The organism is Streptomyces sp. NPDC101118, assembly GCF_044759445.1.
Taxonomy (GTDB): Bacteria; Actinomycetota; Actinomycetes; order Streptomycetales; family Streptomycetaceae; genus Streptomyces.
Map to the genome: position 1 here is coordinate 1 of NZ_JBIVZG010000001.1, position 25,179 is coordinate 25,179.

The window sequence follows — 25,179 nt, forward strand, 5'->3', positions numbered from 1 at the left end:
AGCCCCTCCGGCGTTTGAGGAGCGGGGGTCCGGGGGCGGAGCCCCCGAAAGGGTCCGGGCGAAGCCCGGGGAACGGAGGAAGGGCGGGTAGGGGAACCGGCCCCGCAGGGCAACGACCCGCACCCGGCAACGATCCGCACCCGGAAACGGCACGCACCCGGAAACGGCACGGCACCCGGCACGGCACGGCACCCGGCACGGGACCCGCACCCGGCACGGGACCCGCGCGGGGGCCGGGCCAGGGGGGAAGGGGACCGCCGGAGGCTAGCGGCGGGGGGTGACCGTCAGGAGGATCTCGTCGCGCGGCGCCATGCCGGCCCGCCACGCGCCGCCGTGGCGGCCCGCCGTCCACACCTTGCCGTCGAACTCCACCCGGTCCAGACGCAGCTCCGCCGCCCGGGCCACCGCCCAGTGCGCCACCGCCCAGCCCCGCCGCTCCGACGGCACCGTGACGGCCAGCGGAGCGCCCGGCGCGGACGCGCCCTTCGCGCCGCCCGGCAGCACCCCGGGCCCGAAGTCCCGCACCAGCTCGGCCCGCACCTTGCCCGCCGACCCCTGCTCCTGCCCCGCGGGACCGCCGCAGCCCAGCGTCGCCGGCTCCCGCCCGGTCAGCGCGCCGGCCAGCAGCTGCGCGTCCGGCTCGTGCTTCGCGTACGCCTGCGGGAACCCGCTGAGCTGCACCTTCTGCGCGGCCACCGTCAGCGGCAGCCGCGAGTAGCCGCGCACCTTCACCAGCCGGTCGTAGAAGATCCCGGCCGAGTACACCGGGTCCATGATCTGCTCCGGGGTGCCCCAGCCCTGCGAGGGCCGCTGCTGGAAGAGGCCCAGCGAGTCCCGGTCGCCGTGGTCCAGGTTCCGCAGCCCGGACTCCTGCATCGCCGTCGCCAGCGCGATCGTGACCGCACGCTCCGGCAGCGCCTTGCGCGTGCCGACCGCCGCGATCGTCGCCGCGTTCGCCGCCTGCTCCGGGCTCATCTCGTACGTGGCGCCCTCGCCGCTCCCGCCGCCCGCGGCCCGCACCGTGCACCGCGGGGCCCCGCCGCCGCCGTTCGACGCGTACTGGACGGCGAAGTACCCGGCCAGGCCGAACAGCACGCAGACGGCCGCGGCGACGCGCAGCGGACGGCGTCGGCGTCGGCGGCGCCGGCGGTCGGGCGACAGGCTGGATTCGGGCACGTCGCCCACCGTACTTGAGGCTTCCTCGTACCCCGGTAGTCGCCCGCGGCCACCAAAACGCCCCTGCCCAGCGGTCCCGCCCGACCTGGAGGGGCCTCTGGACAGGCACCCCGGGGGCACCGGCCGCCCCGCCCGCCCCCGCCGCACCGAGCGTCCACCGGCCGGACGGCACCGGTCCCCCGACCGGCGGGGCGCTAGGGTCGGAGACATGCCAGATACCGCGCTCGACCTCAGTCTGGACGCAGCCGAACTCACCGCACGGCTCGTCGACATCCCGTCCGTCAGCGGCACCGAGAAGGTCCTCGCCGACGCCGTCGAACACGCGCTGCGCGCCCTGCCGCACCTGACCGTGGACCGGTACGGCAACAACGTGGTGGCCAGGACCGACCTCGGCCGCGCCGAGCGCGTCGTGCTCGCCGGGCACCTCGACACCGTGCCGATCGCCGACAACGTGCCCTCCCGGCTCGACGAGAACGGCGTCCTCTGGGGCTGCGGCACCACCGACATGAAGTCCGGCGTCGCCATCCAGCTGCGCATCGCCGCCACCGTGCCGGAGCCCAACCGCGACCTCACCTTCGTCTTCTACGACAACGAGGAGGTCGCCGCCCACCTCAACGGCCTGGGCCACGTCGCCGAGGCGCACCCGGACTGGCTGGCCGGCGACTTCGCCGTACTCCTGGAGCCCTCCAACGCCCAGGTCGAGGGCGGCTGCCAGGGCACCCTGCGGGTGCTGCTCAAGACCCGGGGCGAGCGGGCCCACTCCGCCCGCAGCTGGATGGGCTCCAACGCCATCCACGCGGCCGGCCCGATCCTGGCCAAGCTCGCCGCGTACGAGCCGCGCAGGCCGCTGATCGACGGCCTGGAGTACCACGAGGGCCTCAACGCCGTACGGATCGAGGGCGGCGTGGCCACCAACGTGATCCCCGACGCGTGCACGGTCACCGTGAACTTCCGCTACGCCCCCGACCGCACCCAGGAGGAGGCCCTCGCCCACGTCCGCGAGGTCTTCGCCGACTGCGACGTCGACGAGTTCGTCGTCGACGACCACAGCGGCGGCGCCCTCCCGGGCCTCTCGCACCCGGCGGCCGTGGCCTTCATGGAAGCCGTGGGCGGTCTGCCCATGCCCAAGTTCGGCTGGACGGACGTGTCGCGCTTCAGCGCCCTCGGCGTTCCGGCCGTGAACTACGGCCCGGGGGACGCGCTGCTCGCCCACAAGGTCGACGAGCGTGTCGAGACCAAGGCCATCCTGTACTGCGAGGAACGACTCCGCGCCTGGCTGACCGCCTGAATTCCGCTCCCGGCCACCCTTGTGTGCCTACTCTGAACGATCCGAACGATCAGCAGGAGGGAGCACGCAATGGGCAACCCGGAGGGCACCCGGCGCAAGCCGGAGGAGCAGCAGCTCGGCCCGGTGCTGCGACGGCGGAACCAGGTCCAGGCGGGCAGCACCACCGACCAGCGGCTGCTGGACTCGGCCGGACCGACCGAGTGGGTGCACACCGATCCGTGGCGGGTGCTGCGGATCCAGTCGGAGTTCATCGAGGGCTTCGGCACCCTGGCCGAGCTGCCGCCCGCGATCAGCGTGTTCGGCTCGGCCCGTACTCCGGCGGGGTCGCCGGAGTACGAGGCGGGCGTCCGCATCGGCCGCGCGCTCGTCGACGCGGGCTTCGCGGTGATCACCGGTGGCGGCCCCGGCGCGATGGAGGCGGCCAACAAGGGTGCCCGCGAGGGCAACGGCATCTCGGTCGGCCTCGGCATCGAGCTGCCCTTCGAGCAGGGCCTCAACCCGCACGTCGACCTCGGCCTGAACTTCCGCTACTTCTTCGTCCGCAAGACGATGTTCGTGAAGTACGCACAGGGGTTCGTCGTCCTGCCGGGCGGACTCGGCACGCTGGACGAGCTGTTCGAGGCGCTCACCCTCGTGCAGACGCAGAAGGTCACGCGCTTCCCGATCGTGCTGTTCGGGTCCGCGTACTGGAGCGGCCTGATCGACTGGCTGCGGGACACCGTCGTGGCCCAGGGCAAGGCCTCGGTGCGGGACCTGCTGCTGTTCCACGTCACGGACGACGTGGACGAGGCGATCGCCCTGGTCACCAAGGAGGTCGGCAAGTAGCGCCGAGGCACCGCGCGCCGGCGCAGGTGGCGCCGGCGCCCGCCGGGCTGGTCCCGGCCCGGCGTGCCTCAGGCCAGTCCCCGGCGGGTCGCCGCCGGGGGCCGGTGGCCCTGGATCGAGGCCACCATGTCGAGGATCTGCCGGGTCTCGGCCACCTCGTGGACCCGGTAGACCTGCGCGCCCAGCCAGGCCGAGACGGCCGTGGTCGCCAGGGTGCCGAGCAGCCGCTCCTTGACCGGCTTGTCGAGGGTCTCGCCGACGAAGTCCTTGTTCGACAGCGACACCAGCACCGGCCAGCCGGTGGCCGTCATCTCGCCCAGCCGGCGGGTGGCCTCCAGCGAGTGCCGGGTGTTCTTCCCGAAGTCGTGGCCCGGGTCGATCATGATCGCGTCCCGGCGCACGCCGAGGGCCGCGGCCCGCTCGGCCAGCCCCACGGTCACCCGCAGGACGTCCGCCATCACGTCCTCGTACTCCACCCGGTGCGGGCGGGTACGCGGCTCCGCGCCGCCCGCGTGCGTGCAGACCAGGCCCACGTCGTACCGGGCGGCCACCTCGGCCAGCTTCGGGTCGACCCCGCCCCACGCGTCGTTGAGCACGTCCGCCCCGGCCTCGCAGACCGCCTCGCCGACCTCGTGCCGCCAGGTGTCCACGCTGATCACCACGTCGGGGTGGCGGCGGCGCACCTCGGCCACGAAGCCGACCGTACGCCGGACCTCCTCGGCGGCGTCGACGTGCTCGCCGGGGCCCGCCTTGACCCCGCCGATGTCGATGATCGCGGCACCCTCGGCCACGGCCTGCTCCACCCGGTCCAGGGCCGGCGCGTCGCGGAAGGTCGCGCCCTGGTCGTAGAAGGAGTCCGGGGTCCGGTTCACGATGGCCATGACCACCGGCTCGTGCGTGGCGAACTCGCGCCTGCCCAGTCGCAGCACCCTGATTTTCCTCCTCGTGTCCCTGCCCTCGACCTTAACGGTCAGTGGCTCATGGCACGATCGTGACCGGACAGTCCGGCACTGGGGAGTTGATCGTGTTCTGGTTCTTGCTGATCGCGTTGGTCGTGGTCGTCGCCGGGGTCACGCTCGCCGTCGTGGGCGGGGGCGAGCAGGCCGTGCTCCCCGAGGCGGAGCGGGAGGTCGTGGCGGACGCGCTGCCCGAGACCCGGCCGGTGACCAGGGCGGACATAGACGCGCTGCGGCTGCCGGTGGGTGCCCGCGGCTACCGCATGGCCGAGGTGGACGACGTCCTCTCCCGGCTGGGTGCCGAGCTCGCCGAGCGGGACGCCCGGATCGCGGGCCTGGAGGCGGCGCTGGCCGGAGCGCAGGCCACGGCGGTGGGCGGCCCCGACCTCTTCAAGCGGGACCGCGCCGAGGGCGACGAGGGGGAGCGGCGATGAGCGGGGCGGTCGCGGGCACCGACGGCCTGCTGCGGTGTCCCTGGGGCCTGTCGGCCGAGGACTACGTCGCGTACCACGACGAGGAGTGGGGCAGGCCGGTCCACGGCGACGACGCCCTGTACGAGCGGCTGTGCCTGGAGGCCTTCCAGTCCGGGCTCTCGTGGATCACGATCCTGCGCCGCCGCGAGGGCTTCCGGACGGCCTTCGCCGGCTTCAGCATCGCGGCGGTCGCGGAGTACGACGAGACGGACGCGGCCCGGCTGCTCGCGGACCCGGGCATCATCCGCAACCGCGCGAAGATCGAGGCGACCCTGGCCAACGCGCGGGTGCTGGCCGGCTGGGAGCCGGGGGAACTGGACGAGCTGATCTGGTCGCACGCTCCGGACCCGGCCGGGCCGGCCCCGCTGTCCCTGGCGGACGTCCCCGCGGTCACCCCGGAGTCCACCGCTCTGTCGAAGGCGCTCAAGAAGGCCGGCATCCGCTTCGTCGGGCCGACCACGGCGTACGCGCTGATGCAGGCGTGCGGCCTGGTCAACGACCACCTGGCCGACTGCTCGGCGCGCTGACGCGGCGCACCGACGGAAGGCGCGGGCGGGGGTGGGGGCGAGGAGCCCGCACCCCCCGGGCCGTGTCTTCCGGACCAGGCCGGGCTCGCGGGGCCTGGCCGGCTCAGCGGCCCAGGAACTTCGGCCGCTCCTTGGCGACGAACGCCTGCACCGCGATCGTGTGGTCCTCGGAGGCGCCGGCCCGGGTCTGGAGCTCGTCCTCCTTCTCCAGCGCGTCGGCCAGCGGGGCGCCGGCCCCGAACGCCAGGGCCTCCTTGATGGAGGCGTACGCGACGGTCGGCCCGTCCGCGAGGCGGCGGGCCACCTCGGCGGCCGTGGCGGCGAGCTCCTCGGCGGGCACGAGACGGTTCACCAGGCCCAGCTCGTCGGCCTCCTGCGCGGAGATCGACCGCGGGAAGAGCAGCAGGTCGGCGGCCCGGCCGGCACCGATGAACCGGGGCAGGGTCCAGGAGAGGCCCGAGTCGGAGGACAGGCCGACCCCGGCGAAGGCGGTGGTGAAGCTGGCGCTGTCGGCCACCACCCGGTAGTCGGCGGCCAGCGCGAAGCCGAAGCCGGCGCCCGCCGCGACGCCGTTGACCCCGGCGACGACCGGCTTCGGCATCTCGGTGATCGCCCGGACGATCGGGTTGTAGTGCTCGCGCACCGTGCTCAGCGCGTTGCCGGAGCCCGACTCGCGGGTCGCCGCCAGGGCCCCGATGTGCTCCTTCAGGTCCTGGCCCACGCAGAAGGCCCGGCCGGTGGCGGTCAGCAGGACCGCGCGGACGTCCGGGTCGGCGCCGGCGGCCAGCAGGGTGTCCCGCAGCGCGACCTTCAGCTCCGTGTTGAGCGAGTTCATCGCTTCCGGTCGGTTCAGCGTGATCGTCGCGAGCCCGTCGGTCACGTCGTACAGCACGGTGTCTGCCATGGCAGGTGGTGTCCCCTCCGTCGCGGACCCGGCCAGCGGATCGGTACTGGCCGGTACAAGGGCCAGCATGGCGGAGATCCCCGGAGGCGGGCATGTGATGTGCGTCAAAGAATCCGGTCGCGCCGTGGGTCACGTCCCGGACACGCGGCGGCGAAGTATCGCAGCTGGATCCCCGAAATGAGTGGTTTTGGCCAAGCGCGTTGCGCAAGCGTTCCCCGCCGATGTTGGTCATCGGGTCCTGACATGCGGGATAATGGCCGGGAAGCAATGTGTTCGATGCCGGGTACTAGGCGCCTGAATGGGGCCGTCGGCTGACGATGAGCTGGTTTCAGGAAGGGGAACGAGCATGGCGGCCATGAAGCCGCGGACGGGTGACGGCCCGCTCGAGGTGACCAAGGAGGGGCGGGGCATCGTCATGCGCGTTCCGCTCGAAGGCGGCGGTCGGCTTGTCGTCGAGCTGACCCCGGACGAGGCCGAGGCCCTCGGTGACGCCCTGAAGCAGGTCGTCGGCTGACGCGTCGGCCCTTCTGATCTTCCGCTGCCCCGGTCGTGCCCCGCACGGCCGGGGCAGCGTCGTTCCCGGACCCCTCCGCTCAGGAGTGCCGTCCCGTACCGCTCAGGGGTGTCCGTCCCGTACCGCTCGCGCCCCGACGGGCGTCAGCGGCGTACCGCGCAGAGCAGGCCGTCGCCCACCGGCAGCACCGCCGCCTGGAGCGCCGGGCTCTCCCGGACCGCCCGCAGCAGCTCGCGCACCCGCAGCACCTCGACCGTCGCCGTGGCGGAGTCGATCGTCCGGCCGTCCGCGAAGACGCCCTCGAAGCACACCAGGCCTCCAGGTCGCAGCAGCCGCAACGATTCAGCGAGGTAGTCCAGCGACTCCGCGGGATCGCCGTCGCAGAAGACGAGGTCGTACCCGCCGTCCGCGAGGCGGGGCAGGACGTCCAGGGCGCGGCCGGGGATGAAGCGGGCCCGGTTGCCGGCGAAGCCCGCGGCACGGAAGGCCTGGCGGGCGAAGGCCTGCCGGTCGGGCTCGGGGTCCACCGTGGTCAGCACGCCGTCGGGGCGCATCCCGTGCAGCAGGTGGATGCCGGAGACACCCGTACCGGTACCGATCTCCGCCACCGCCTTGGCGTCCGCGGTGGCGGCGAGCAGGCGCAGCGCGGCGCCGGTGCCGGGGGTGACGGAACGCAGGCCCGCCTCCCTCGCCCGGTCGCGGGCCCACCGCAGCGCGTCGTCCTCGGCGACAAACGCGTCGGCGAACGCCCAGCTCGTCTGCCGGTTGCCGCTAATGACCCTCTCCTGTCCCCGTAGTTGGCGCAACGGTGACTGTATCCGTTGGCCATGGGAACCCGCAGATGGGACCGGCCGTTGAGAGGACGGGGAGCGGCGGTCCGACCGGCCCGCGGCACCCGTGCAAAGTTCGCGTAAAAACACTTATCCGGAGCTGACGGACGGGGTGGCTATGGTAGGGGCTCCACTGGACACCACCAGAGCCGACAGGGGAGGTGCGGCTGCGCCTGTGGATCGTGGGGGCGTGATCAGACGCCTCTTCAGGTCGGCAGGTGAGCCGAAATCCGTGACTGACATCGCTGACCGTTTCCACTCCGCTCCGACCGCAACCACCGCGACCTTCGCCGCAGATGCGGGCACGCAGGTGTGGACTCCGCCCTCGTGGGAGGAGATCGTCAGCACCCACAGCGCGCGCGTCTACCGGCTGGCCTACCGCCTCACGGGCAACCAGCACGACGCCGAGGACCTCACGCAGGAGGTCTTCGTCCGCGTCTTCCGGTCGCTGTCCACGTACACGCCGGGCACCTTCGAGGGCTGGCTGCACCGGATCACCACCAACCTCTTCCTCGACATGGTCCGCCGCAAGCAGCGGATCAGGTTCGACGCGCTCGCCGACGACGCCGCCGAGCGGCTGCCCAGCCGCGAGCCCTCCCCGCAGCAGGTGCTGCACGACACCCACTTCGACGCCGACGTCCAGCAGGCGCTGGACACCCTGGCGCCGGAGTTCCGCGCGGCCGTCGTGCTCTGTGACATCGAGGGGCTGTCGTACGAGGAGATCGCCGCCACGCTCGGCGTGAAGCTCGGCACCGTGCGCAGCCGCATCCACCGGGGCCGTTCGCACCTGCGCAAGGCGCTCAAGCACCGGTCCCCGGAGGTCCGGGCGGAGCAGCGCGCGCTCGCGGCAGTGGGAGGAGAGGGCGGAAACGAGTGAGCGGAGTCAGTCCCTCTCCTGCCGAACACCACCTGGGCGACCGGCTCGCCGCCCTCGTGGACGGGGAGCTGAACCACGACGCGCGCGAGCGCGTCCTCGCCCATCTGGCCACCTGCCCGCGCTGCAAGGCCGAGGCCGACGCGCAGCGGCGGGTGAAGAGCCTCTTCACCGAGACCGCGGTGCCCTTGCCGTCCGAAGGGCTGCTGGCCCGCCTCCAGGGACTCCCCGGCGGCGGACTGCCCGGCGGCGGTGACGGCGGGTACCTCACGCCGGCGGACGGTGGTTTCCCCACGGCCGCGGCGGCGCCGCGCCCGCCCGCCGACGCGGGCCGCAGGGTGCCGTTCGCCGCGGAGTACCACGCCCCCGCCGCCCGGGGGCGGCGACGGTTCGCCTTCGCCGCGGCCGGTGCGGTGTCGGTCGCCGCGATCGCCCTGGGCGGAGCCATGCCCATGGACCCGGTCGCGGAGCCCGCGCAGCGGGGCGACGGGGTCACCCCGGCGCGCTCGGGGATGCTGTCCGTCGCCGACGAGCGGCTGCGCGAGCGGGCGGACCGCCCGGTGCGGGCCCCGCTGCTCACACCGGCGGCCTCGTACCCGGCGCAGCTGCCCCCGGTGGTCACGCCCGCGCCGAAGCCGGTTTCGCTGACGCGCTGAGCGGCCGGGCCCGCGGGGTCGTTCCGGTCGCCGGGGAGGGCCGGCCGGAGACCGGCCCCGGTATCCGGTACGCCGGCACCTCAGCGTCCGGGGCGCAGTTCCCGGGGGCACCTCGGGGAGCCGGCCGGGGTGGGTGCGGGGGTGAGGATTTCGGTTCGTGCGCGGCCAGGAACAGCCCCCGCGGCGGGACCCGGGGGCCCGGACCTGGTTGAATCCTGGTCGGGCACGCTCGACCGGGTGTGCGGTCCGGATCCCGCGGGGAGCAGCGCATGAACGACGGCCGTCCGACCCACTCGGATCCCGTGCCGCAGCCGCGGTGGTGGAGCCGGCCGGGGTCGCCCACGCCGCCGCCCCGCGAGACGCTCCCGCCCCCGCGGACCTCCGCCGACGCCGCGGACGCGCCGACGGCTCCGGTCGCCGGACAGCCCGTACCCGCACAGCCGGCCGACCCCGCCGCGGCCGTGGAGGCCCCGCCCGCCGGAGCCGAGGTCGCGTACGCCCCGCCCGCGCCCGCCGCAGCAGCCGACGCCGCCGCACCCCCGGCCGACCCGTACGCCGCACCCCCGGCCGTCCCCTCGCCGTACGCCGCGCCCCACGCCGACCCGTACGCCGACCGGTACGCCGGCCCGTACGCGGCCCCCGCGCCCGCGGCCCCGGCCGGTCCCCGGTACGACCCCTGGGCCTCCCCGCTCCAGGTCGCCGACGGCGGCGCCGCCCCCGCCCGCAAGGGCCGCCCCGGCCGGGCGGCCGCCGGCGCCGTGCTGATCGCCCTGCTGGCCGGCGGTCTCGGCGGCGGCATCGGTGTCTGGGCCGAGCGCAGCGCCACCACCAGCATCGAACTCCCGCAGGCCGCCCCGGAGCGGTCCGACCGAGCCCCGGACAGCGTGGCCGGCATCGCCGCCCGCGCCCTGCCGGGCGTGGTCACCCTGCACGTCCAGGGCGGCGGCCAGGCCGGCACCGGCACCGGCTTCGTGATCGACGGCCGGGGCCACATCCTGACCAACAACCACGTGGTCGACGCGGCGGCCGGCAGCGGCCGCATAACGGTCACCTTCAGCGGCGGCGAGACCGCCGCCGCGACCATCGTGGGCCGCGACGCCGGCTACGACCTGGCCGTCGTCAAGGTGAACGGCGTACGCGGCCTCAAGCCGCTCCCCCTCGGCAACTCCGAGAACGTCCGCGTCGGCGACCCCGTCGTCGCCATCGGCGCCCCCTTCGACCTGTCCAACACCGTCACCGCGGGCATCATCAGCGCCAAGGAGCGCCCCATCACCGCGGGCGGCGACAAGGCCGACGGCAGCGACGTCTCGTACGTCGACGCCCTCCAGACGGACGCCCCGATCAACCCCGGCAACTCCGGCGGCCCGCTGCTCGACTCCAGCGGCCGCGTCATCGGCATCAACAGCGCGATCCGCGCCGCCGGCGACTCCGGCGAGGGGGAGGACGGCAAACAGCACCAGTCCGGCAGCATCGGCCTGGGCTTCGCCATCCCCGTCAACCAGGGCAAGCGCGTCGCGGAGGAGCTGATCGCCAAGGGCACCGCCACCCACCCGGTGATCGGCGTCACCCTCGACATGCAGTACACCGGCGACGGGGCCCGCGTCGGCACCAAGGAGCGCGACGGCAAGTCGCCCGTCACCCCGGGCGGACCCGGCGCCACGGCGGGCATCCGCCCCGGCGACGTGATCACCAAGGTGGACGGCACCCGGGTGCACAACGGCGAGGAGCTGATCATCAAGATCCGCGCCCACCGGCCCGGCGACCCGCTGACCCTGACCCTGGTCCGCGGGGGCCGCGAGCAGACGGTACGGGTGGTGCTCGGCTCGGCCAACGGGTCGTGACGATGGGGTGAAGCATCACACGGAGTACCGGGCGCCGAGCGGCGCCGGGTACCGTTGTGCGGGCCCGCAGGAAGAGAACCGAGGAGCGGCAAGGTGTTCACTGACATAGGCGCACTCGAGCTGGTGACGCTCGTGGTCCTCGCCGTGCTCATCTTCGGCCCCGACAAGCTCCCCAAGGTCATTCAGGACGTCTCCCGGTTCATCCGGAAGATCCGCGAGTTCTCGGACAGCGCCAAGCAGGACATCCGATCCGAACTCGGGCCGGAGTTCAAGGACTTCGAGTTCGAGGACCTGAACCCCAAGACCTTCATCAAGAAGCAGCTGACGGAGAACGAGGACCTCAGGGAGATCCGCAGCAGCCTCGACCTCCGCAAGGAGATCAACGACGTCGCCGACTCGGTCAACGGCCACGAGACCGAGACCGCCGCGCCGTCCGGCGGCGCCGGTCCCGACCTGGTGAAGAAGCCCGCGGATCCGGCCGGCGACCAGCGCGCGCGGTTCGACATCGACGCCACCTGATTCCGCTCCTGCCCGGCGTGCCGGACTCGGATGGCTATCCTCCATCTGTCCGGATCCAGGACGCCCGAGGGGGGCGGGCCGCTCCGGACACCACGGAACGAGAGGCGGCCCTGATGGAGACCACGAGTCGGGTAGGGGTTCAACCGGCGGAGCAGCCGGTGCGTACGGCGGACCAGGCCGACACCCTTGACCAGGTGCGTACGGCAGACCAGGCGCGTACGGAGGGCGAGCCCCCGCCCCAGGAGGCCCCGGGGCCCGAGGCCCCCGAACGAAATACCACCGAGCCCAGGGCGCAGGAGGCCGCGGCCGTCCCGGCCGCCCGCCGCAATGCCGAGGGCTTCCTGCGCGCGGGCTTCCCCTGGTACGGCCTGGACGAGGCCTTCACGGGCCCGCGCTGGCTGATGCAGGTCGGCACCGGCGCGGACGGCACCGTCGAGCACGGGTCCGTGGGCCACGGGGACGAGCCGTCGGTCCGCGGCGAGATCGGCACCGGCGAGAAGGAGCGCTTCGCGGTCGTCGTCACCGTCGCCAGCAACCCGCTGCGGCGCAGCGGCGACGGCACGGGCGTCCTGGAGGCCACCTCGGTCTCCTCCGCCGCCTGGCTCGCCGGCTCCGGGCTGCTCGCCTTCACCTGGCCCGGCCAGATGGACCACTCCCTGCGCAGCGACTGGCTGGACCAGCAGACCGAGACCGCCTGGGAGCTGGCCGACGACCTCGAAGGGCCGGACTGGTCGACGCTGTCGCTGCCGGTGGACGGCGTGCCGACGGTCTTCCACTACCGCGAGTCCGAGTTCGGCTGGGTGCTGGCGGGCTCCACCGGAGCGGGCGTCCACCTGGGCGCGTACGGGCGCGGGATGAGCGCGTACGGGCTGGCCTTCTCGGCGGTCGGGGACATCACCGCGTACCAGTAGCCGGGTACGCCGAAGGGCGCCGCTCGGGGAGCGGCGCCCTTCGGTCCGGTGCTCAGAACTTGTTGCGCGGGGTGATGCCCAGTGACAGGCCCGACAGGCCGCGCTGACGGCCGCCCAGCTTGCCGGCGATGGCGCGCAGCGCCGCTCCGGCGGGGGAGTCCGGGTCGGCCAGGACGACCGGCTTGCCGTTGTCGCCGCCCTCGCGCAGGCGCACGTCGATCGGGATCTGGCCCAGCACCGGCACCGTGGCGCCGGTGGTCTTGGTCAGGCCCTCGGCGACCAGCTGGCCGCCGCCCGTGCCGAAGACGTCGACCATCTCGTCGCAGTGCGGGCAGGGCAGCCCGGACATGTTCTCGACGACGCCCACGATCTTCTGGTGGGTCTGTACGGCGATGGAGCCGGCCCGCTCCGCCACCTCGGCGGCGGCCTGCTGCGGGGTGGTCACGACCAGGATCTCGGCGTTGGGCACCAGCTGGGCCACGGAGATCGCGATGTCGCCGGTGCCCGGGGGCAGGTCGAGCAGGAGCACGTCCAGGTCGCCCCAGAACACGTCCGCCAGGAACTGCTGGAGGGCGCGGTGGAGCATCGGGCCGCGCCAGACGACCGGCGCGTTGCCCGGGGTGAACATGCCGATGGAGATGACCTTCACGCCGTTCGCGGACGGCGGCATGATCATGTTCTCGACCTGGGTGGGCTTGCCGTCCACGCCGAGCATGCGGGGCACGCTGTGGCCGTAGATGTCGGCGTCGACCACGCCGACCTTCAGGCCGTCGGCGGCCATGGCGGCGGCGAGGTTGACCGTCACGGAGGACTTGCCGACGCCGCCCTTGCCGGACGCGACGGCGTACACGCGGGTCAGCGAGCCGGGCTTGGCGAAGGGCACCTCGCGCTCGGCGGTGCCGCCGCGCAGGGTGGCGGCCAGCTCCTTGCGCTGGGCGTCGCTCATGACCTCGAGCGACACCTCGACGGAGGTGACGCCGGCGACCTTCAGCGCGGCCTCGCGGACGTTCTGCGTGATGGTGTCCCGCATGGGACAGCCGGAGACCGTGAGGTACACGGTGATGGCGACCGACCCGCCGTCGCCGATCTCCACCGATTTGACCATGCCGAGCTCGGTGATCGGCCGGTGGATCTCAGGGTCGTTGACCGTCGCCAGCGCGTCCAGGATCGCGTCCTGGTCCGGCACGGCGGCGGAAGGGGTGTCGGTAGCCATGCCCCCGATGGTACGGCCGAGTAGCACGCCCGAGGAAAGGCGATCAGCGGTCGCCTTCGTCACTCTCGAGCGGGAATAGACGGCGTTCGTCCATCTCCTTGATCAGGTCCTGGAACTCGGAGCGGATCCAGTCGCGGGTGGCGACCTCTCCGAGGCCCATCCGCAGCGCGGCGATCTCCCGGGTCAGGTACTCGGTGTCGGCGATGGACCGCTCGTTCTGCTTGCGGTCCTGCTCCAGGTTGACCCGGTCGCGGTCGTCCTGGCGGTTCTGCGCGAGGAGGATCAGCGGGGCCGCGTACGAGGCCTGGAGCGACAGCATGAGCGTCAGGAAGATGAAGGGATACCGGTCGAAGCGCAGGTGCGCCGGGGCGAAGATGTTCCACAGCACCCAGACGATGATGACCAGGGTCATCCAGACGATGAACCGGCCGGTGCCGAGGAAGCGGGCGATCTTCTCGGAGAAGCGGCCGAAGGCCTCCGGGTCGTACTCGGGCAGCAGCGACAGGCGCGGCGCCTTCGGCAGGTCGAGGCGCACGCGCGGGCGCGAGGAGGTGCCGCCCTGCTTCTCGGGGCGGTCCGGGCGGTCGGGCACGGACTCCCTGCCGCGGTCAGTGCCCACGTACGTTCTCCTCGGAGTGGAAGTCGGTCTCCCGCCAGTCCTCCGGCAGCAGGTGGTCCAGCACGTCGTCCACGGTCACGGCCCCGAGCAGCGAGCCGCTCACGTCGACCACCGGGGCCGCGACCATGTTGTACGCGGCGAGGTAGCTGGTGACGGCGGGCAGCGAGGTGTCCGGCCGCAGCGGCGGCAGGTCGGTGTCCACGATGGAGCTCACCAGCGTGAACGGCGGGTCGCGCAGCAGCCGCTGGAAGTGCACCGTGCCCAGGTACTTGCCCGTGGGGGTCTCGTCCGGCGGCCGGCACACGTACACCTGCGCGGCCAGCGCGGGGGAGAGGTCCTGCTGGCGGACCCGCGCCAGGGCGTCGGCGACCGTGGCGTCGGGGCGCAGCACGATCGGCTCGGTGGTCATCAGACCGCCCGCGGTGCGCTCCTCGTACGACAGCAGCCGGCGCACGTCCGCCGCGTCGTCCGGCTGCATCAGCGTCAGGAACCGCTCCTGGTCGTCGGCGGGCAGCTCGGAGAGCAGGTCGGCCGCGTCGTCGGGGTCCATCGCCTCCAGGACGTCGGCGGCCCGCTCCTCCTTCAGCTTGCCGATGATCTCGATCTGGTCGTCCTCGGGCAGCTCCTCCAGGACGTCCGCGAGCCGGTCGTCGTCGAGGGCGCTGGCCACCTCGGCCCGGCGCTTGGGCGGCAGGTGGTGCAGGACGTTGGCCAGGTCGGCGGCGCGCATCTGCTCGAAGGTGGCGAGGAGGTTCTCGGCGCCCTGGCCGTGCTCCTCCAGCGAGAAGCCGGTGACGGCGGACCACTCGACGGTCAGGGTCTCGCCGCGCCGCCGCAGCGGCCCGGCCTTGCCCTTGCGTACGAAGATCCGGTCGATCTCCCAGTCGCGGCGGGCCGGCAGCTGCTGGATGGCCACGTCGAGGACGGTGACCTCCTCGCTGGTGGCCACCAGGGTGACCCGGCGGTCGAGCAGCTCGCCGAGGACCAGCCGCTCGGTGGGGCGCTGCTCGAAGCGGCGCATGTTCACGACCCCGGTGGTGATCACCTGGCCGGACTCGACGCCGGTCACCCGGGTCATCGGCAGGAAGATCCGGCGCCGGCTCACCACCTCGACGACCAGGCCGAGCAGCCGGGGCGGGCGCCCGCCGACGCGCAGCATCGCGACCAGGTCGCGGACCCGGCCCACCTGGTCCCCGTTGGGGTCGAAGACGGGAACGCCCGAGAGGTGCGAGACGAAGACCCGGGGGGCGCCTCCTGCCATCCGTGCGCCTCCTTGCGAACCGTTTCTGCGGTGTGGGGTCCCTGTCGGCCTTCAGGCTAGCCCGTGGCAGGGCCGGACGCCCTGGTGGGGACCACCGGGAGGGCCCCACCGGCGTGGCCGCCCGGCGGTGCCCCGGTACGCTGCCTGCTGCAGTTCTGACAGACGAGAGGCAGCCCGCCCGTGACCGTGTTCCCCCCGGCCGTACGGCTCCGCCGCGCCGCTCTCCTCGGCGCGCTGTGCGCCGGGCTGACCGTCGCCGGCGCCACCGGCTGTGGTGCCGACCCCGACGAGGGCACCAACGGGGTCGGCAAGCTGTCGGCCGAGAAGATCGAGGGCAAGGCCCGTCAGGCGGCCGCGGACGCCGACTCGGTACGGCTGTCGGGCACGGTCGTCAGCTCGGGCCGCACGTTCACCATCGACATGCGGCTCAAGGCCGACGGCGCGAGCGGCGAGGTGAAGTCCAAGGAGACCACCTTCCAGCTGCTGCGCGTCGGCGAGAGGCTGTTCCTCAAGGCGGACGCGGCCTTCTGGAGCCGGCGCGAGAAGTCCGGGGACGAGGCCCCGTCGGCCGACGCCACCGCCGCGGCGGACAAGCTCGGCGACAAGTACGTGAAGGTGCCCGAGGGCGACGCGACGTACAAGCAGTTCCGCGGGTTCACCGACATGGACGTGCTGCTGGGGCTGCTGGGCCTGCACGGGAAGCTGGAGAAGGGCGCCTACACGAAGGTCGGCGGCACCCGCACCATCCAGGTCACCGGCGACAAGGGCGAGGGCGGCAAGCTCGACGTCTCGCTGATCGGCACCCCGTACCCGCTGCGCCTGGAGCGCGCCGGCGGGGCCGGCGTGGTCGAGCTGAAGGACTGGGACGAGTCCTTCACGCTGACCGAGCCGGCCAAGGAGGAGACCGTCGACTACGGCGCCCGGCTGCCCGAGGAGTGACGGCGGCGGCCCGGCCGGCCTGCCCCGCCACCGGCCGGACCGTCACCCGGGGCGTCCGCCCGGCGGACCGGTACGGGACCCCCGGCCGCGACCGCCTACGCTGACCCCCATGACGCTGACGTTGCTCGATCAGGCCCTCGTCGAGGAGGCCACCAAGAAGTCCGGCCTCATCTGGGTCGAGGGGACCTCTCCCGCCCGGGGCCTGTGGCACGCCTGGGTGGACGGCGCCGCGCACGTCCTGGGCGACGGCCCCGGCGAGCAGCCCTTCCCCGGTCTGGCCGACGGCGCGACCGCCGAGGTCACCGTGCGCAGCAAGGACAAGGGCGGCCGCCTGGTCGGCTGGACGGCGCAGGTGACCGAGGTGCCGGCCGGCAGCGAGGCCTGGGAGGCCGCGGTGGCCGAGCTGAAGGGCAAGCGCCTGAACGCCCCCGACTCCGAGCAGATGACCGCCCGCTGGGCGCGCGAGTGCCGGCTGCTGCGCCTGGAGCCCGTCACCGTCCACGCCGAGGCACCGGCCGGCTCGCTCGCCGAGGAGCCCCGCCCGACCCCGGCCACCACGCGCCGGCCCATCCCGGCCGCGCTGCCGAAGCTGCTGCTGAAGCGCAAGAAGAAGCGCGGCTGACCGGAGCCGCCGCGCCCCCGCACCGGATCCGGTGCGGGGGCGCTCTGCGTTCCGGCCGGGAGGGTCGGCCCGGAGCGCGGGCGGGCTGACGCCGGCTCAGCCGGGCACCGCCGTCCGGCGGACGGGCGCGTCACGGCACCGCTCGTGCCCGGGCGGGGCCGGGTGCGGCCCGCCCGGCAGCACATCCGCCCGGTGCCCGGTGCCGGCCAGCGCCAGGACCAGCTGCTCGCGGAAGCCCTCGTACGACGGGTGCCGCGCGCACAGCTCCCGGAGCTCCCCGGCCACCTCGCGGGCACGCCCCGCGCAGAGGTCGGCGCCGATCCGGTCGTACAGCACGGCCAGCCGCTCCTCCGACAGCCGGACTGCGTAGTGGGGCGGCAGGCAGGCCTGGCCCAGGTCGCCCAGCGGCAGCCCGCGCCACAGCGCCAGCGCCGAGCGGAACACCGCACCGGCGGCCGCACAGTCCCCGCCGGCCAGCAGCTCCCGGCCCAGGGCCGCGCGGGTCCGGAACAGGTCGAGGTCGAGCTCCCCGGGCGCCACGGCCATCAGGTAGCCGGCGCCGGAGGTGCGCAGCACCGGGTGGCGCCGGGCGTCGCCGCCGCCGAGGCGGTGGGCCGGGTCGAGGATCCGGCGCAGCGCGGACACGTACATCTGGAGGGTGGCCACGGCCGCCCGGGGCGGCCGGCCGCCCCACAGCCCGTCGACGAGGGCGTGCACGGACGCGGGCCGGTTGGCGTGCAGCAGGAGCAGGGCCAGCAGGGCCCGGTGCTTGAGCGGGGTCGGTGTGCACGGCAGTCCGCCGCGGCGCAGCTCCAGCGGCCCGAGGACCAGGTACTTGGGCGCGTACCCCCCGGCGGCCTCCGCTTCCGGTGATGCGGAGGACGCCGGCGGGCACGCGGACAAGGACTGCTCGGCTGACACTGCGGGCCACCCCCACCGTCCGGCGCCGGTGGGCGCCCGTCGACCTGGACCGACGTGACGGCGGTTGCCGCCGGACGCCATGCACAGGGTCCGGGTTCCGGTACGCCCTGTCAGCGGGGCGAACCAGCCAACGGCGCAACGATGGCCCCGGGCCGGAGGTGCCGGGCGCGGCCGGCCATGTCCCGCGCTACAGCCAGCCGTTGCGCCGCAGGGCCCGGTGGATGGTGACGCAGATGCCGACGATCGTGCCCATCACCATCGGGTAGCCGTACCGCCAGTGCAGCTCGGGCATGTGGTCGAAGTTCATCCCGTAGACCCCGCAGATCATCGTGGGCACGGCGATGATGGCCGCCCAGGCGGTGATCTTGCGCATGTCCTCGTTCTGGGCGACCGTGGCCTGCGCCAGGTTGGCCTGGAGGATGGAGTTCAGCAGCTCGTCGAAGCCGACCACCTGCTCGTGCACCCGCTCCAGGTGGTCCGCCACGTCCCGGAAGTACTTCTGGATGTCCGGGTCGACCAGCCGCATCGGCCGCTCGCTGAGCAGCTGCATCGGCCGCAGCAGCGGCGAGACCGCCCGCTTGAACTCCAGCACCTCGCGCTTGAGCTGGTAGATCCGGCCGGCGTCGGTGCCGCGCGGGGAACCCTTGGCGGGCGCCGCGAAGACCGCGTTCTCCACCTCGTCGATGTCGTCCTGCACGGCCGCCGCCACCGCGATGTACCCGTCGACGACGTGGTCGGCGATGGAGTGCAGCACCGCCGAGGGCCCCTTGGACAGCAGCTCGGGGTCGTCCTGGAGCCGGTGGCGCAGGCCCTTGAGGGAGCCCTGGCCGCCGTGCCGGACGGTGATGACGAAGTCCCGGCCGGTGAAGCACATCACCTCGCCGGTCTCCACGACCTCGCTGGTCGCGGTCAGTTCGGCGTGCTCGACGTAGTGGATGGTCTTGAAGACGGTGAAGAGGGTCTCGTCGTACCGCTCCAGCTTGGGCCGCTGGTGGGCGTGGACCGCGTCCTCCACGGCGAGCGGGTGCAGCCCGAACTCGGCCGCGATGCCGGAGAACTCCGCCTCGGTGGGCTCGTGCAGTCCGATCCAGGCGAAGCCGCCGTCCTCGCGCACCCGGCGGATGGCCTCACGCGGCGTCAGACGGGCGTCCGCCTGGACCCGCCGGCCGTCGCGGTACAGCCCGCAGTCCACGACGGCGCTGCTCGCCGAGGGGTCGCGGGTCGGGTCGTACGCGCTGTAGGCCGGGCTGTTCTTGCGCAGGACCGGGCGCACCGCCGCGCGCAGGTCACGGATCATCGACATGGCAGGCTCCTTCGCGCGGCATCACACCGCTGACGGGAGACCTCCCGCCCCGGCGTGCGGGCGGCGGGCGGAAGGCTGGGCGGTCGGGAGGGTGTTCCGTCGCTCTTCCGTCGCGCGTGCGGCCGTACGGGTGACCACCGGGAGCCGGAGGCCGTCGTACGGGATGGCGGGCCGTGCCTGGGTGTGCCCGGGATGCGAAAACGCGTGCGTCCCCGCCCGTACGTCCCCCTGGGACAGGCGTGGGAGAAGGCCGGTCAGACCTGAAGACCAGCCGGGTGGCAGAACACGGCGGAAGAGCGGTTGGTACTGCACGATCGACTTCGGTCCACCGCAGCCCCACCTCCTCCGGCCGGTCCCCCGTGGGGGATGACGTCAGGCGGGGCTGAGAGCGAGCTTCTGCACGCTGCCCCGACCAGCGGTCAACAGTATCAGCCGACTGTCCCTCAGATGCGCGCCTTTACCCTCCCAATAGCCGTTCTATGCTCACCGCATGGCAGAAGTTCTGGCTCTTGTGGAAGCCCGGCTGCGCAGCGCCCTCGGCGAACCCGACGCGCGCGCCTCGATCACGTTCCTCGGCACGGACCGGATCGAGGTGCTCCGGTTCACCGAGGGGGACGTCGTCCGGTACGCCACGCTCGGCATGTCCGAGCGCCCCATGACCGACCCGACGGCCGTCGTGGCGGACCCGCTGCGCGGCCCGCGCGCCGAGCTGGTCGTCTCCGTGCGCGCCGGCCTCGCCGACACCGACAAGGTGCTCCGCCCGCTCGCGGTGCTGGCCGCCTCGCCGCAGGTGGAGGGTCTGGTCGTGGCCCCCGGCGCATCCCTGGACACGGGCGAACCCCTCTGGCCCGGGGCGCCGTTCACCTCCGTACTGGTCGCCGAGCCGGGCGGGCTCGTCGAGGACCTGGAGCTGGACGAGCCGATGGAGCCGGTGCGGTTCCTGCCGCTGCTGCCCATGACGCCGAACGAGGCGGCGTGGAAGCGGGTGCACGGCGCGGCCGCACTCCAGGAGCGCTGGCTGGCCCGCGGGACGGACCTCAGGGACCCCCTCCGTTCCGCCGTACTGCTGGACTAGTCCCCGGGTATGTGACTGGGACCGGCCACAGGGGGTACGCATCGGATCCGGACGGGTGATCGTCCCTTGACGAGGCGGCGGCCGGGGAGGAGCGTGGAGCCCTATGAGGGGCGAACCGAGTTGCCCGAAGTGCGGTGGCCGGGTCAGGGCGCCCGGTCTTTTCGCGGACTCCTGGCAGTGTGCCGTGCACGGTGCCGTCCAGCCCCTGCAGCCGGTCATCCCGCCCAGCGTCGAAGGCCTCGCCGTCGTCGTGAACCGGGCCCAGGTGCCCGTGTGGATGCCCTGGCCGCTCCCGCTCGGCTGGCTGTTCACCGGTGTCGCCGCGGCCGGCGACGACCGCAGCGGCGGGCGGGCCACCGTGGTCGCCTGCTCGGGCCCCGCCCCGCTGGGCGGCGTCGGTGAACTCCTGCTGGTCGCGGAGGAACTGGGCGTCGGCCTGGGCGCGAGGTACGCGGGCATCGAGGGCCCCGACCCGGGCCCGTACATCAACGTCTCCATGCCCCCGCACGCCAAGGTGGTCGCCGCGGGCCGCCCCACCCCCCTCTGGCACCTCGCCGGCACCCCGGAGGACCGGGCGGTCTTCGCGGGCGAGGCGCGCGGGATGTGGCTGTGGGCGGTGGTCTGGCCGGAGCACTCCGGACTGCTGATGTACGACGAACTCGTGCTGACCGACCTGCGCGAGGCCGGCGCCGAACTCGACCTGCTCCCCTGCGGCGCGCTGAGCCCGCGCATCCTGGACTAGGCGGTCCTCCGGGCCTCCGTCACCCGGGGGGACGTCCTGAGGGCCTGTACACCCCGGTTATGCTGGAGTGTCCCCCCGTCCGTCCCGCCCCCTGGAGCCCGCGCCGTGCGCATCGACCTGCACGCCCACTCCACGGCGTCCGACGGTACGGACACGCCCGCCGAGCTGGTCCGCAACGCGGCCGCCGCCGGGCTGGACGTCGTGGCGCTGACCGACCACGACACCGTGGGCGGGTACGCCGAGGCCCTCGCGGCCGTCCGGGCGCTTCCCGAGGGGTTCACACTCGTCACCGGCGCCGAGCTCTCCTGCCGTCTCGACGGCATCGGGCTGCACATGCTCGCGTACCTCTTCGACCCCGCCGAGCCCGAGCTGGCCCGGGAGCGGGAGCTGGTGCGCGACGACCGCGTGCCGCGCGCCCGCACCATGGTCGGCAAGCTCCAGGCCCTCGGCGTGCCGGTGACCTGGGAGCAGGTGGCCCGGATCGCCGGCGACGGCTCGGTCGGGCGGCCGCACATCGCGACCGCGCTCGTCGAGCTGGGCGTGGTGGGGAGCGTCTCCGACGCCTTCACCCCCGAGTGGCTCGCCGACGGCGGCCGCGCGTACGCCGAGAAGCACGAACTGGACCCGTTCGAGGCCGTCCGCCTGGTCAAGGCGGCCGGCGGGGTCACCGTCTTCGCCCACCCGGCCGCCGTGAAGCGCGGCCAGTGCGTGCCGGAGAGCGCGATAGCCGAGCTGGCGGCAGCGGGCCTGGACGGCATCGAGGTCGACCACATGGACCACGACGCGGCGACCCGCGACCGGCTGCGGGGCCTCGCGGCCGACCTCGGCCTGCTCACCACGGGCTCCAGCGACTACCACGGCAGCCGCAAGACCTGTCGCCTCGGGGAGTACACGACCGACCCCGAGATCTACGGCGAGATCACCCGCCGCGCGACGGGCGCCTTCCCGGTGCCGGGCGCGGGCGGACGTACCGGCGCCTGAGCGCGCGTACGCGTACCTCCGTGCCCGCGCGCTCCCTCTGAGCGCTCCCCCGGCATCCCCTTTTCGTACGACTCTTCCTGCAAGGCCATCACTGTGTTCGACTTTGCCGTTTTCGGATCCCTCTTTCTCACCCTTTTTGTGATTATGGACCCCCCGGGGATCACGCCGATCTTCCTCGCGCTCACCTCGGGCCGCCCCGTCAAGGTCCAGCGCCGCATGGCCTTCCAGGCCGTCTGCGTCGCCTTCGGCGTCATCGCCGTCTTCGGCATCTGCGGCCAGCAGATCCTCGACTACCTGCACGTCTCGGTGCCGGCGCTGATGATCGCCGGCGGTCTGCTGCTGCTCCTGATCGCGCTCGACCTGCTCACCGGCAAGACGGACGAGCCCAAGCAGACCAAGGACGTGAACGTCGCGCTGGTGCCGCTGGGCATGCCGCTGCTGGCGGGTCCCGGTGCGATCGTGTCCGTCATCCTCGCCGTGCAGAAGGCGGACGGGGCCGCCGCGCAGGTGTCGGTCTGGACCGCGATCATCGCCATGCACGTCGTGCTCTGGCTCACGATGCGCTACTCGCTCGTGATCATCCGGATCATCAAGGACGGCGGCGTGGTCCTGGTGACCCGGCTGGCGGGCATGATGCTCTCCGCCATCGCCGTCCAGCAGATCATCAACGGCGTGCTCCAGGTGGTCCGGGGAGCCTGACCCCCTGTGCGGGCGGCGGTGCGTGCCGTCCGCGAACGCGAAGCGCCCCCGTACCGGGATCCGGTGCGGGGGCGCCGTCACGTGTGTGCGCGGTGCGCGGTACGGGCCCGGTGGGCGCCGTGGCGCCGGGTGCGCGTTACGAGGCCGTCGACTCGGCCGGCCGGATCCAGATGCGCTGGCCAATGGCGGCGGCCCGCTGCACGATCCCGTTGACGGAGGCGGCGTCCACGACGGTGCGGTCCACGGGGGTGCCGTCGACGTCGTCCAGGCGCAAGATCTCGAAGCGCATGGCTTCTCCCTTCGTCCGTTCGCTGTTTGCACAGGGCACAACGAAGTGTAGGGGGCAAACATTCCCTACGCTAAGGAAATTTTTTCACTGGCTAAATACTATCGCACCGGGCGACCTCCAGTGTGGCACCGGTCACAATGATGGGGCTATCTGGAGGAGCCCATGGACCAGGACCACGCGCAGGGCCGAGCAGCGGACCGGGGCCGGGCGGGCCCGGCGGAGCCGGCCGACGAGGGCCTCGCCGCCCGACTGGACGAGACAAACGAGCTGCTCCGGCGGATGCTCGCCGAGGTGGCGAAGACCCCGTCGACCCACGCGATCTTCGTCGACGCCGGCTACGTCTACGCCGCCGTCGGACGGCTCGTCGCCGGCACCGAGGACCGCCGCTCCTTCGACCTCGACGCCGAGGGCCTGATCGAGGCCTTCATCGACACGGCCCGCACGATCTTCGCCGACAGCAGGCTGCTCCGCGTCTACTGGTACGACGGCGCCCGGCGCCGCATCCACACCGCGGAACAGCAGGCAGTCGCGGAACTTCCCGATGTCAAGGTCCGCCTGGGCAACCTCAACGCCAACAACCAGCAGAAGGGCGTCGACTCCCTCATCAGGACCGACCTGGAATCCCTCGCCAGGCACCGCGCCATCAGCGACGCCGCGCTCGTCGGCGGCGACGAGGACCTCGTACCGGCCGTCGAGGCCGCGCAGGGGTACGGGGCGCGGGTGCACCTGTGGGGGATCGAGGCCCTCGGCGGGCGCAACCAGGCCGAGCCGCTGCTCTGGGAGGTCGACAGCCAGCGCGTGTTCGACCTGGAGTTCTGCAAGCCCTACGTGACCCGGCGGGCGCTGGTGGTCGAGCCGGACAACGAGGGCGTGCCCCGGCCCGGCCGCGAGGACGTCCGCTTCGTCGGGGCGCGCATCGCGGCCACCTGGCTGGCGACGCGGGGCCCGGAGCAGCTCGCGGGGCTGCTGCCGGGGCACCCGTACCTGCCCGGTGCGGTGGACCAGGAGCTGCTGACCGAGGCGGAGGCCCTGCTGCACTACTCGCTGCGCGGCCAGGCCGACCTGCGGCGGGCCCTGCGCGACGGCTTCTGGAACCATCTGCAGAGCCAGTTCTGACGCGGGGTCAGCCGGCGGGGTGCCGCCGCGCGCCGGGGCCGGCCGGCCGGGGTCAGTGCGCGTCCCAGAACGCGGCCAGTGCCGCGGCCGTGGCAGCCGGGTCCTCGGCGTTGGGGGAGTGCTCGGTGCCGGCGATGACCGTGCGGTGGGCGCCGAGCCGCTGCGCCATGTCGTCCATCAGCGGGACCGGCCAGGCGTAGTCCACCGACCCGGACAGCACGTGCTTGGGCAGCCCGGGAGCGGCCGCGAGCAGCTCCGCCACCCGGTCCGGCTCGCCGATCAGCTGCCGGCCGGTGGCGATGAGCTGCTGCGGGACGGTGCCCAGCCAGCGCCGGTGCAGGAACTCCTGGAGCTCGGGCGAGTCCTGCGGGGTGCCCTCGGGGTCCTGGGCGCGCATGGCCTGCCAGACGGCCTCCATGTCGTCGCCCAGCATCTCCAGGGCGGCCACGAGCAGCTTCGTACGCTCCTGCTGCGCCTCGTCGATCGCTGCCGGGCCGCTGCTCATCAGGGTGAGGGTGCGGAAGCGGTCCGGGGCGCGGAGCACCGCGGCGCGGGAGATCAGGCCCCCGAGGGAGTGTCCGAGGAGGTGTACGGGGCCGTCCTGGACGGCGTCGGCCTGCGCGAGGACGTCCGCGGCCAGCCGGTCCTGCGCGTACGCGGCCTCGTCGGCCGGGCCGGGGCTCTCGTGCTGGCCGCGGCCGTCGACGGCGACGACGCGGTACCCGGCCGCCGAGAGGGGCTCCAGCAGCCCGATGAAGTCCTCCTTGCTGCCGGTGAACCCGGGCACCAGCAGCGCGGTCCCGCGCGGCTCCCCGGCCGGGAGGGCCTCGTGCACGGCGAACTCGCCGCGCGCGGTGACGAGACGGCGGGCGACGGCGCGGGGCGGCAGACTGAGCCGCGGCGGCTTGCTCATGCCCCTACGTTACTGGCCAGTCGCAAGTGTCCCCAGCCGCCCTCCCCGGGCCGCTCGGGGGCACCCGCCCCGCTCACCGGGGCACTCCCCGGACCCCGAGGGCTCTGCCCCGCCCCGGGCCCACACCCGCCCGCCCCGGTGACCCTCGCCGGAGCGGGAACGGCAGAGGCCCGGCCCCCCGTGTGGGGGGCC

The 25,179-nt window shown here is 73.6% G+C and carries 28 protein-coding genes; 17 read left to right on the forward strand and 11 right to left on the reverse strand.

Features of this window, described 5'->3' with window-relative positions:
• Window positions 1-264 precede the first annotated feature (264 nt).
• Window positions 265-1,176, reverse strand: a complete 912-nt coding sequence (locus tag ACIQUQ_RS00005) for a hypothetical protein (RefSeq protein ID WP_403969229.1) — start codon at window positions 1,174-1,176, stop codon at window positions 265-267.
• Between the two features lie 208 nt (window positions 1,177-1,384).
• Between ACIQUQ_RS00005 and dapE the strand changes: the two genes are divergently transcribed.
• Entirely contained in the window at window positions 1,385-2,464 is a 1,080-nt protein-coding gene (dapE, locus tag ACIQUQ_RS00010) for a succinyl-diaminopimelate desuccinylase (RefSeq protein WP_403969232.1), read from the forward strand.
• A gap of 69 nt (window positions 2,465-2,533) precedes the next feature.
• A complete protein-coding gene (locus ACIQUQ_RS00015) occupies window positions 2,534-3,289 on the forward strand; it encodes a TIGR00730 family Rossman fold protein (RefSeq protein ID WP_403969235.1) in 756 nt (251 codons plus the stop codon).
• Between the two features lie 68 nt (window positions 3,290-3,357).
• Here the strand turns inward: ACIQUQ_RS00015 and folP are convergent, their stop codons facing one another.
• Window positions 3,358-4,218 carry a dihydropteroate synthase gene (gene folP / locus ACIQUQ_RS00020; protein WP_403969238.1) on the reverse strand — a complete coding sequence of 287 codons (861 nt, stop codon included), beginning with the start codon at window positions 4,216-4,218 and terminating at the stop codon, window positions 3,358-3,360.
• A gap of 89 nt (window positions 4,219-4,307) precedes the next feature.
• On the opposite strand from folP, the gene ACIQUQ_RS00025 reads away from it, so the two are divergent.
• Both ACIQUQ_RS00025 and ACIQUQ_RS00030 read left to right on the forward strand, forming a co-directional pair.
• Entirely contained in the window at window positions 4,308-4,679 is a 372-nt protein-coding gene (locus ACIQUQ_RS00025) for a DivIVA domain-containing protein (RefSeq protein ID WP_403970495.1), read from the forward strand.
• Window positions 4,676-5,245 carry a DNA-3-methyladenine glycosylase I gene (locus ACIQUQ_RS00030; RefSeq protein WP_403969241.1) on the forward strand — a complete coding sequence of 190 codons (570 nt, stop codon included), beginning with the start codon at window positions 4,676-4,678 and terminating at the stop codon, window positions 5,243-5,245. Before ACIQUQ_RS00025 ends, ACIQUQ_RS00030 begins: the two co-directional genes overlap by 4 nt.
• A gap of 103 nt (window positions 5,246-5,348) precedes the next feature.
• Here the strand turns inward: ACIQUQ_RS00030 and ACIQUQ_RS00035 are convergent, their stop codons facing one another.
• A complete protein-coding gene (locus ACIQUQ_RS00035) occupies window positions 5,349-6,149 on the reverse strand; it encodes an enoyl-CoA hydratase/isomerase family protein (protein ID WP_399945027.1) in 801 nt (266 codons plus the stop codon).
• A gap of 346 nt (window positions 6,150-6,495) precedes the next feature.
• Between ACIQUQ_RS00035 and ACIQUQ_RS00040 the strand changes: the two genes are divergently transcribed.
• Window positions 6,496-6,663: a DUF3117 domain-containing protein gene (locus ACIQUQ_RS00040; protein WP_006346801.1), complete on the forward strand. Its 168-nt coding sequence runs from the start codon at window positions 6,496-6,498 to the stop codon at window positions 6,661-6,663.
• A gap of 143 nt (window positions 6,664-6,806) precedes the next feature.
• Here the strand turns inward: ACIQUQ_RS00040 and ACIQUQ_RS00045 are convergent, their stop codons facing one another.
• A complete protein-coding gene (locus tag ACIQUQ_RS00045; protein ID WP_403969245.1) occupies window positions 6,807-7,469 on the reverse strand; it encodes an O-methyltransferase in 663 nt (220 codons plus the stop codon).
• 142 nt (window positions 7,470-7,611) lie between these two features.
• Here ACIQUQ_RS00045 and sigE point away from each other — a divergent pair, with 142 nt between their 5' ends.
• From sigE to ACIQUQ_RS00070, 5 genes are all read left to right on the forward strand, one after another.
• Window positions 7,612-8,370 carry an RNA polymerase sigma factor SigE gene (gene sigE / locus ACIQUQ_RS00050; protein WP_399945031.1) on the forward strand — a complete coding sequence of 253 codons (759 nt, stop codon included), beginning with the start codon at window positions 7,612-7,614 and terminating at the stop codon, window positions 8,368-8,370.
• Window positions 8,367-9,023, forward strand: a complete 657-nt coding sequence (locus ACIQUQ_RS00055) for an anti-sigma factor family protein (protein ID WP_403969248.1) — start codon at window positions 8,367-8,369, stop codon at window positions 9,021-9,023. Before sigE ends, ACIQUQ_RS00055 begins: the two co-directional genes overlap by 4 nt.
• 269 nt (window positions 9,024-9,292) lie before the next feature.
• Entirely contained in the window at window positions 9,293-10,864 is a 1,572-nt protein-coding gene (locus ACIQUQ_RS00060; protein WP_403969252.1) for a S1C family serine protease, read from the forward strand.
• Between the two features lie 93 nt (window positions 10,865-10,957).
• A complete protein-coding gene (locus tag ACIQUQ_RS00065) occupies window positions 10,958-11,383 on the forward strand; it encodes a sec-independent translocase (RefSeq protein ID WP_403969255.1) in 426 nt (141 codons plus the stop codon).
• A gap of 113 nt (window positions 11,384-11,496) precedes the next feature.
• Window positions 11,497-12,294, forward strand: coding sequence for a hypothetical protein (locus tag ACIQUQ_RS00070; RefSeq protein WP_403969258.1), 798 nt, complete (start codon window positions 11,497-11,499; stop codon window positions 12,292-12,294).
• A 52-nt stretch (window positions 12,295-12,346) separates the two neighbouring features.
• On the opposite strand, the gene ACIQUQ_RS00075 is transcribed toward ACIQUQ_RS00070, so the two are convergent.
• The 3 genes from ACIQUQ_RS00075 to ACIQUQ_RS00085 are packed head-to-tail and all read right to left on the reverse strand — an operon-like array spanning window position 12,347 to window position 15,387.
• The gene (locus ACIQUQ_RS00075; protein ID WP_403969261.1) at window positions 12,347-13,507 is read right to left on the reverse strand and encodes an Mrp/NBP35 family ATP-binding protein; all 1,161 of its coding nucleotides are present in this window, start codon (window positions 13,505-13,507) and stop codon (window positions 12,347-12,349) included.
• Between the two features lie 43 nt (window positions 13,508-13,550).
• Window positions 13,551-14,099, reverse strand: a complete 549-nt coding sequence (locus ACIQUQ_RS00080; RefSeq protein ID WP_403970498.1) for a DUF1003 domain-containing protein — start codon at window positions 14,097-14,099, stop codon at window positions 13,551-13,553.
• Between the two features lie 16 nt (window positions 14,100-14,115).
• Window positions 14,116-15,387 (reverse strand): magnesium transporter MgtE N-terminal domain-containing protein, encoded by a 1,272-nt coding sequence (locus ACIQUQ_RS00085; protein ID WP_403969264.1) that lies wholly within the window; start codon window positions 15,385-15,387, stop codon window positions 14,116-14,118.
• A gap of 180 nt (window positions 15,388-15,567) precedes the next feature.
• Between ACIQUQ_RS00085 and ACIQUQ_RS00090 the strand changes: the two genes are divergently transcribed.
• Together ACIQUQ_RS00090 and ACIQUQ_RS00095 are read left to right on the forward strand one after the other, a co-directional pair.
• Window positions 15,568-16,326: a hypothetical protein gene (locus tag ACIQUQ_RS00090; RefSeq protein WP_403969266.1), complete on the forward strand. Its 759-nt coding sequence runs from the start codon at window positions 15,568-15,570 to the stop codon at window positions 16,324-16,326.
• Window positions 16,327-16,435: 109 nt separating this feature from the next.
• Window positions 16,436-16,948, forward strand: a complete 513-nt coding sequence (locus ACIQUQ_RS00095; RefSeq protein ID WP_403969269.1) for a hypothetical protein — start codon at window positions 16,436-16,438, stop codon at window positions 16,946-16,948.
• A 96-nt stretch (window positions 16,949-17,044) separates the two neighbouring features.
• On the opposite strand, the gene ACIQUQ_RS00100 is transcribed toward ACIQUQ_RS00095, so the two are convergent.
• Entirely contained in the window at window positions 17,045-17,869 is an 825-nt protein-coding gene (locus ACIQUQ_RS00100) for a BTAD domain-containing putative transcriptional regulator (RefSeq protein ID WP_403969272.1), read from the reverse strand.
• Between the two features lie 187 nt (window positions 17,870-18,056).
• The gene (locus tag ACIQUQ_RS00105) at window positions 18,057-19,172 is read right to left on the reverse strand and encodes a magnesium and cobalt transport protein CorA (protein WP_403969275.1); all 1,116 of its coding nucleotides are present in this window, start codon (window positions 19,170-19,172) and stop codon (window positions 18,057-18,059) included.
• Between the two features lie 490 nt (window positions 19,173-19,662).
• Here ACIQUQ_RS00105 and ACIQUQ_RS00110 point away from each other — a divergent pair, with 490 nt between their 5' ends.
• The 4 genes from ACIQUQ_RS00110 to ACIQUQ_RS00125 all read left to right on the forward strand — a co-directional run bounded on the left by ACIQUQ_RS00110 (window position 19,663) and on the right by ACIQUQ_RS00125 (window position 22,669).
• Window positions 19,663-20,247: a suppressor of fused domain protein gene (locus ACIQUQ_RS00110; protein ID WP_403969278.1), complete on the forward strand. Its 585-nt coding sequence runs from the start codon at window positions 19,663-19,665 to the stop codon at window positions 20,245-20,247.
• 103 nt (window positions 20,248-20,350) lie between these two features.
• Entirely contained in the window at window positions 20,351-20,989 is a 639-nt protein-coding gene (locus tag ACIQUQ_RS00115) for a DUF6758 family protein (protein ID WP_399945066.1), read from the forward strand.
• 105 nt (window positions 20,990-21,094) lie between these two features.
• Window positions 21,095-21,970: a PHP domain-containing protein gene (locus ACIQUQ_RS00120; protein WP_403969280.1), complete on the forward strand. Its 876-nt coding sequence runs from the start codon at window positions 21,095-21,097 to the stop codon at window positions 21,968-21,970.
• 93 nt (window positions 21,971-22,063) lie between these two features.
• Window positions 22,064-22,669 carry a MarC family protein gene (locus tag ACIQUQ_RS00125; RefSeq protein WP_399945072.1) on the forward strand — a complete coding sequence of 202 codons (606 nt, stop codon included), beginning with the start codon at window positions 22,064-22,066 and terminating at the stop codon, window positions 22,667-22,669.
• Window positions 22,670-22,805: 136 nt separating this feature from the next.
• On the opposite strand, the gene ACIQUQ_RS00130 is transcribed toward ACIQUQ_RS00125, so the two are convergent.
• A complete protein-coding gene (locus ACIQUQ_RS00130) occupies window positions 22,806-22,958 on the reverse strand; it encodes a hypothetical protein (RefSeq protein ID WP_399945074.1) in 153 nt (50 codons plus the stop codon).
• 279 nt (window positions 22,959-23,237) lie between these two features.
• Between ACIQUQ_RS00130 and ACIQUQ_RS00135 the strand changes: the two genes are divergently transcribed.
• On the forward strand, window positions 23,238-24,074 hold the full coding sequence (locus tag ACIQUQ_RS00135; protein WP_403970501.1) for an NYN domain-containing protein: 837 nt from the start codon (window positions 23,238-23,240) through the stop codon (window positions 24,072-24,074).
• Window positions 24,075-24,126: 52 nt separating this feature from the next.
• Here ACIQUQ_RS00135 and ACIQUQ_RS00140 read toward each other — a convergent pair whose 3' ends face one another.
• Entirely contained in the window at window positions 24,127-24,987 is an 861-nt protein-coding gene (locus tag ACIQUQ_RS00140; RefSeq protein ID WP_403969283.1) for an alpha/beta fold hydrolase, read from the reverse strand.
• Window positions 24,988-25,179 lie beyond the last annotated feature (192 nt).

Coding starts and splice junctions, on each gene's coding strand:
- dapE (WP_403969232.1), top strand. CDS start 1,385: ATGCCAGATACCGCGCTCGACCTCAGTCTGGACGCAGCCGAACTCACC.
- ACIQUQ_RS00015 (WP_403969235.1), top strand. CDS start 2,534: ATGGGCAACCCGGAGGGCACCCGGCGCAAGCCGGAGGAGCAGCAGCTC.
- ACIQUQ_RS00030 (WP_403969241.1), top strand. CDS start 4,676: ATGAGCGGGGCGGTCGCGGGCACCGACGGCCTGCTGCGGTGTCCCTGG.
- ACIQUQ_RS00035 (WP_399945027.1), bottom strand. CDS start 6,149: ATGGCAGACACCGTGCTGTACGACGTGACCGACGGGCTCGCGACGATC.
- ACIQUQ_RS00040 (WP_006346801.1), top strand. CDS start 6,496: ATGGCGGCCATGAAGCCGCGGACGGGTGACGGCCCGCTCGAGGTGACC.
- sigE (WP_399945031.1), top strand. CDS start 7,612: ATGGTAGGGGCTCCACTGGACACCACCAGAGCCGACAGGGGAGGTGCG.
- ACIQUQ_RS00060 (WP_403969252.1), top strand. CDS start 9,293: ATGAACGACGGCCGTCCGACCCACTCGGATCCCGTGCCGCAGCCGCGG.
- ACIQUQ_RS00070 (WP_403969258.1), top strand. CDS start 11,497: ATGGAGACCACGAGTCGGGTAGGGGTTCAACCGGCGGAGCAGCCGGTG.
- ACIQUQ_RS00075 (WP_403969261.1), bottom strand. CDS start 13,507: ATGGCTACCGACACCCCTTCCGCCGCCGTGCCGGACCAGGACGCGATC.
- ACIQUQ_RS00085 (WP_403969264.1), bottom strand. CDS start 15,387: ATGGCAGGAGGCGCCCCCCGGGTCTTCGTCTCGCACCTCTCGGGCGTT.
- ACIQUQ_RS00095 (WP_403969269.1), top strand. CDS start 16,436: ATGACGCTGACGTTGCTCGATCAGGCCCTCGTCGAGGAGGCCACCAAG.
- ACIQUQ_RS00105 (WP_403969275.1), bottom strand. CDS start 19,172: ATGTCGATGATCCGTGACCTGCGCGCGGCGGTGCGCCCGGTCCTGCGC.
- ACIQUQ_RS00110 (WP_403969278.1), top strand. CDS start 19,663: ATGGCAGAAGTTCTGGCTCTTGTGGAAGCCCGGCTGCGCAGCGCCCTC.
- ACIQUQ_RS00115 (WP_399945066.1), top strand. CDS start 20,351: ATGAGGGGCGAACCGAGTTGCCCGAAGTGCGGTGGCCGGGTCAGGGCG.
- ACIQUQ_RS00130 (WP_399945074.1), bottom strand. CDS start 22,958: ATGCGCTTCGAGATCTTGCGCCTGGACGACGTCGACGGCACCCCCGTG.
- ACIQUQ_RS00135 (WP_403970501.1), top strand. CDS start 23,238: ATGCTCGCCGAGGTGGCGAAGACCCCGTCGACCCACGCGATCTTCGTC.
- ACIQUQ_RS00140 (WP_403969283.1), bottom strand. CDS start 24,987: ATGAGCAAGCCGCCGCGGCTCAGTCTGCCGCCCCGCGCCGTCGCCCGC.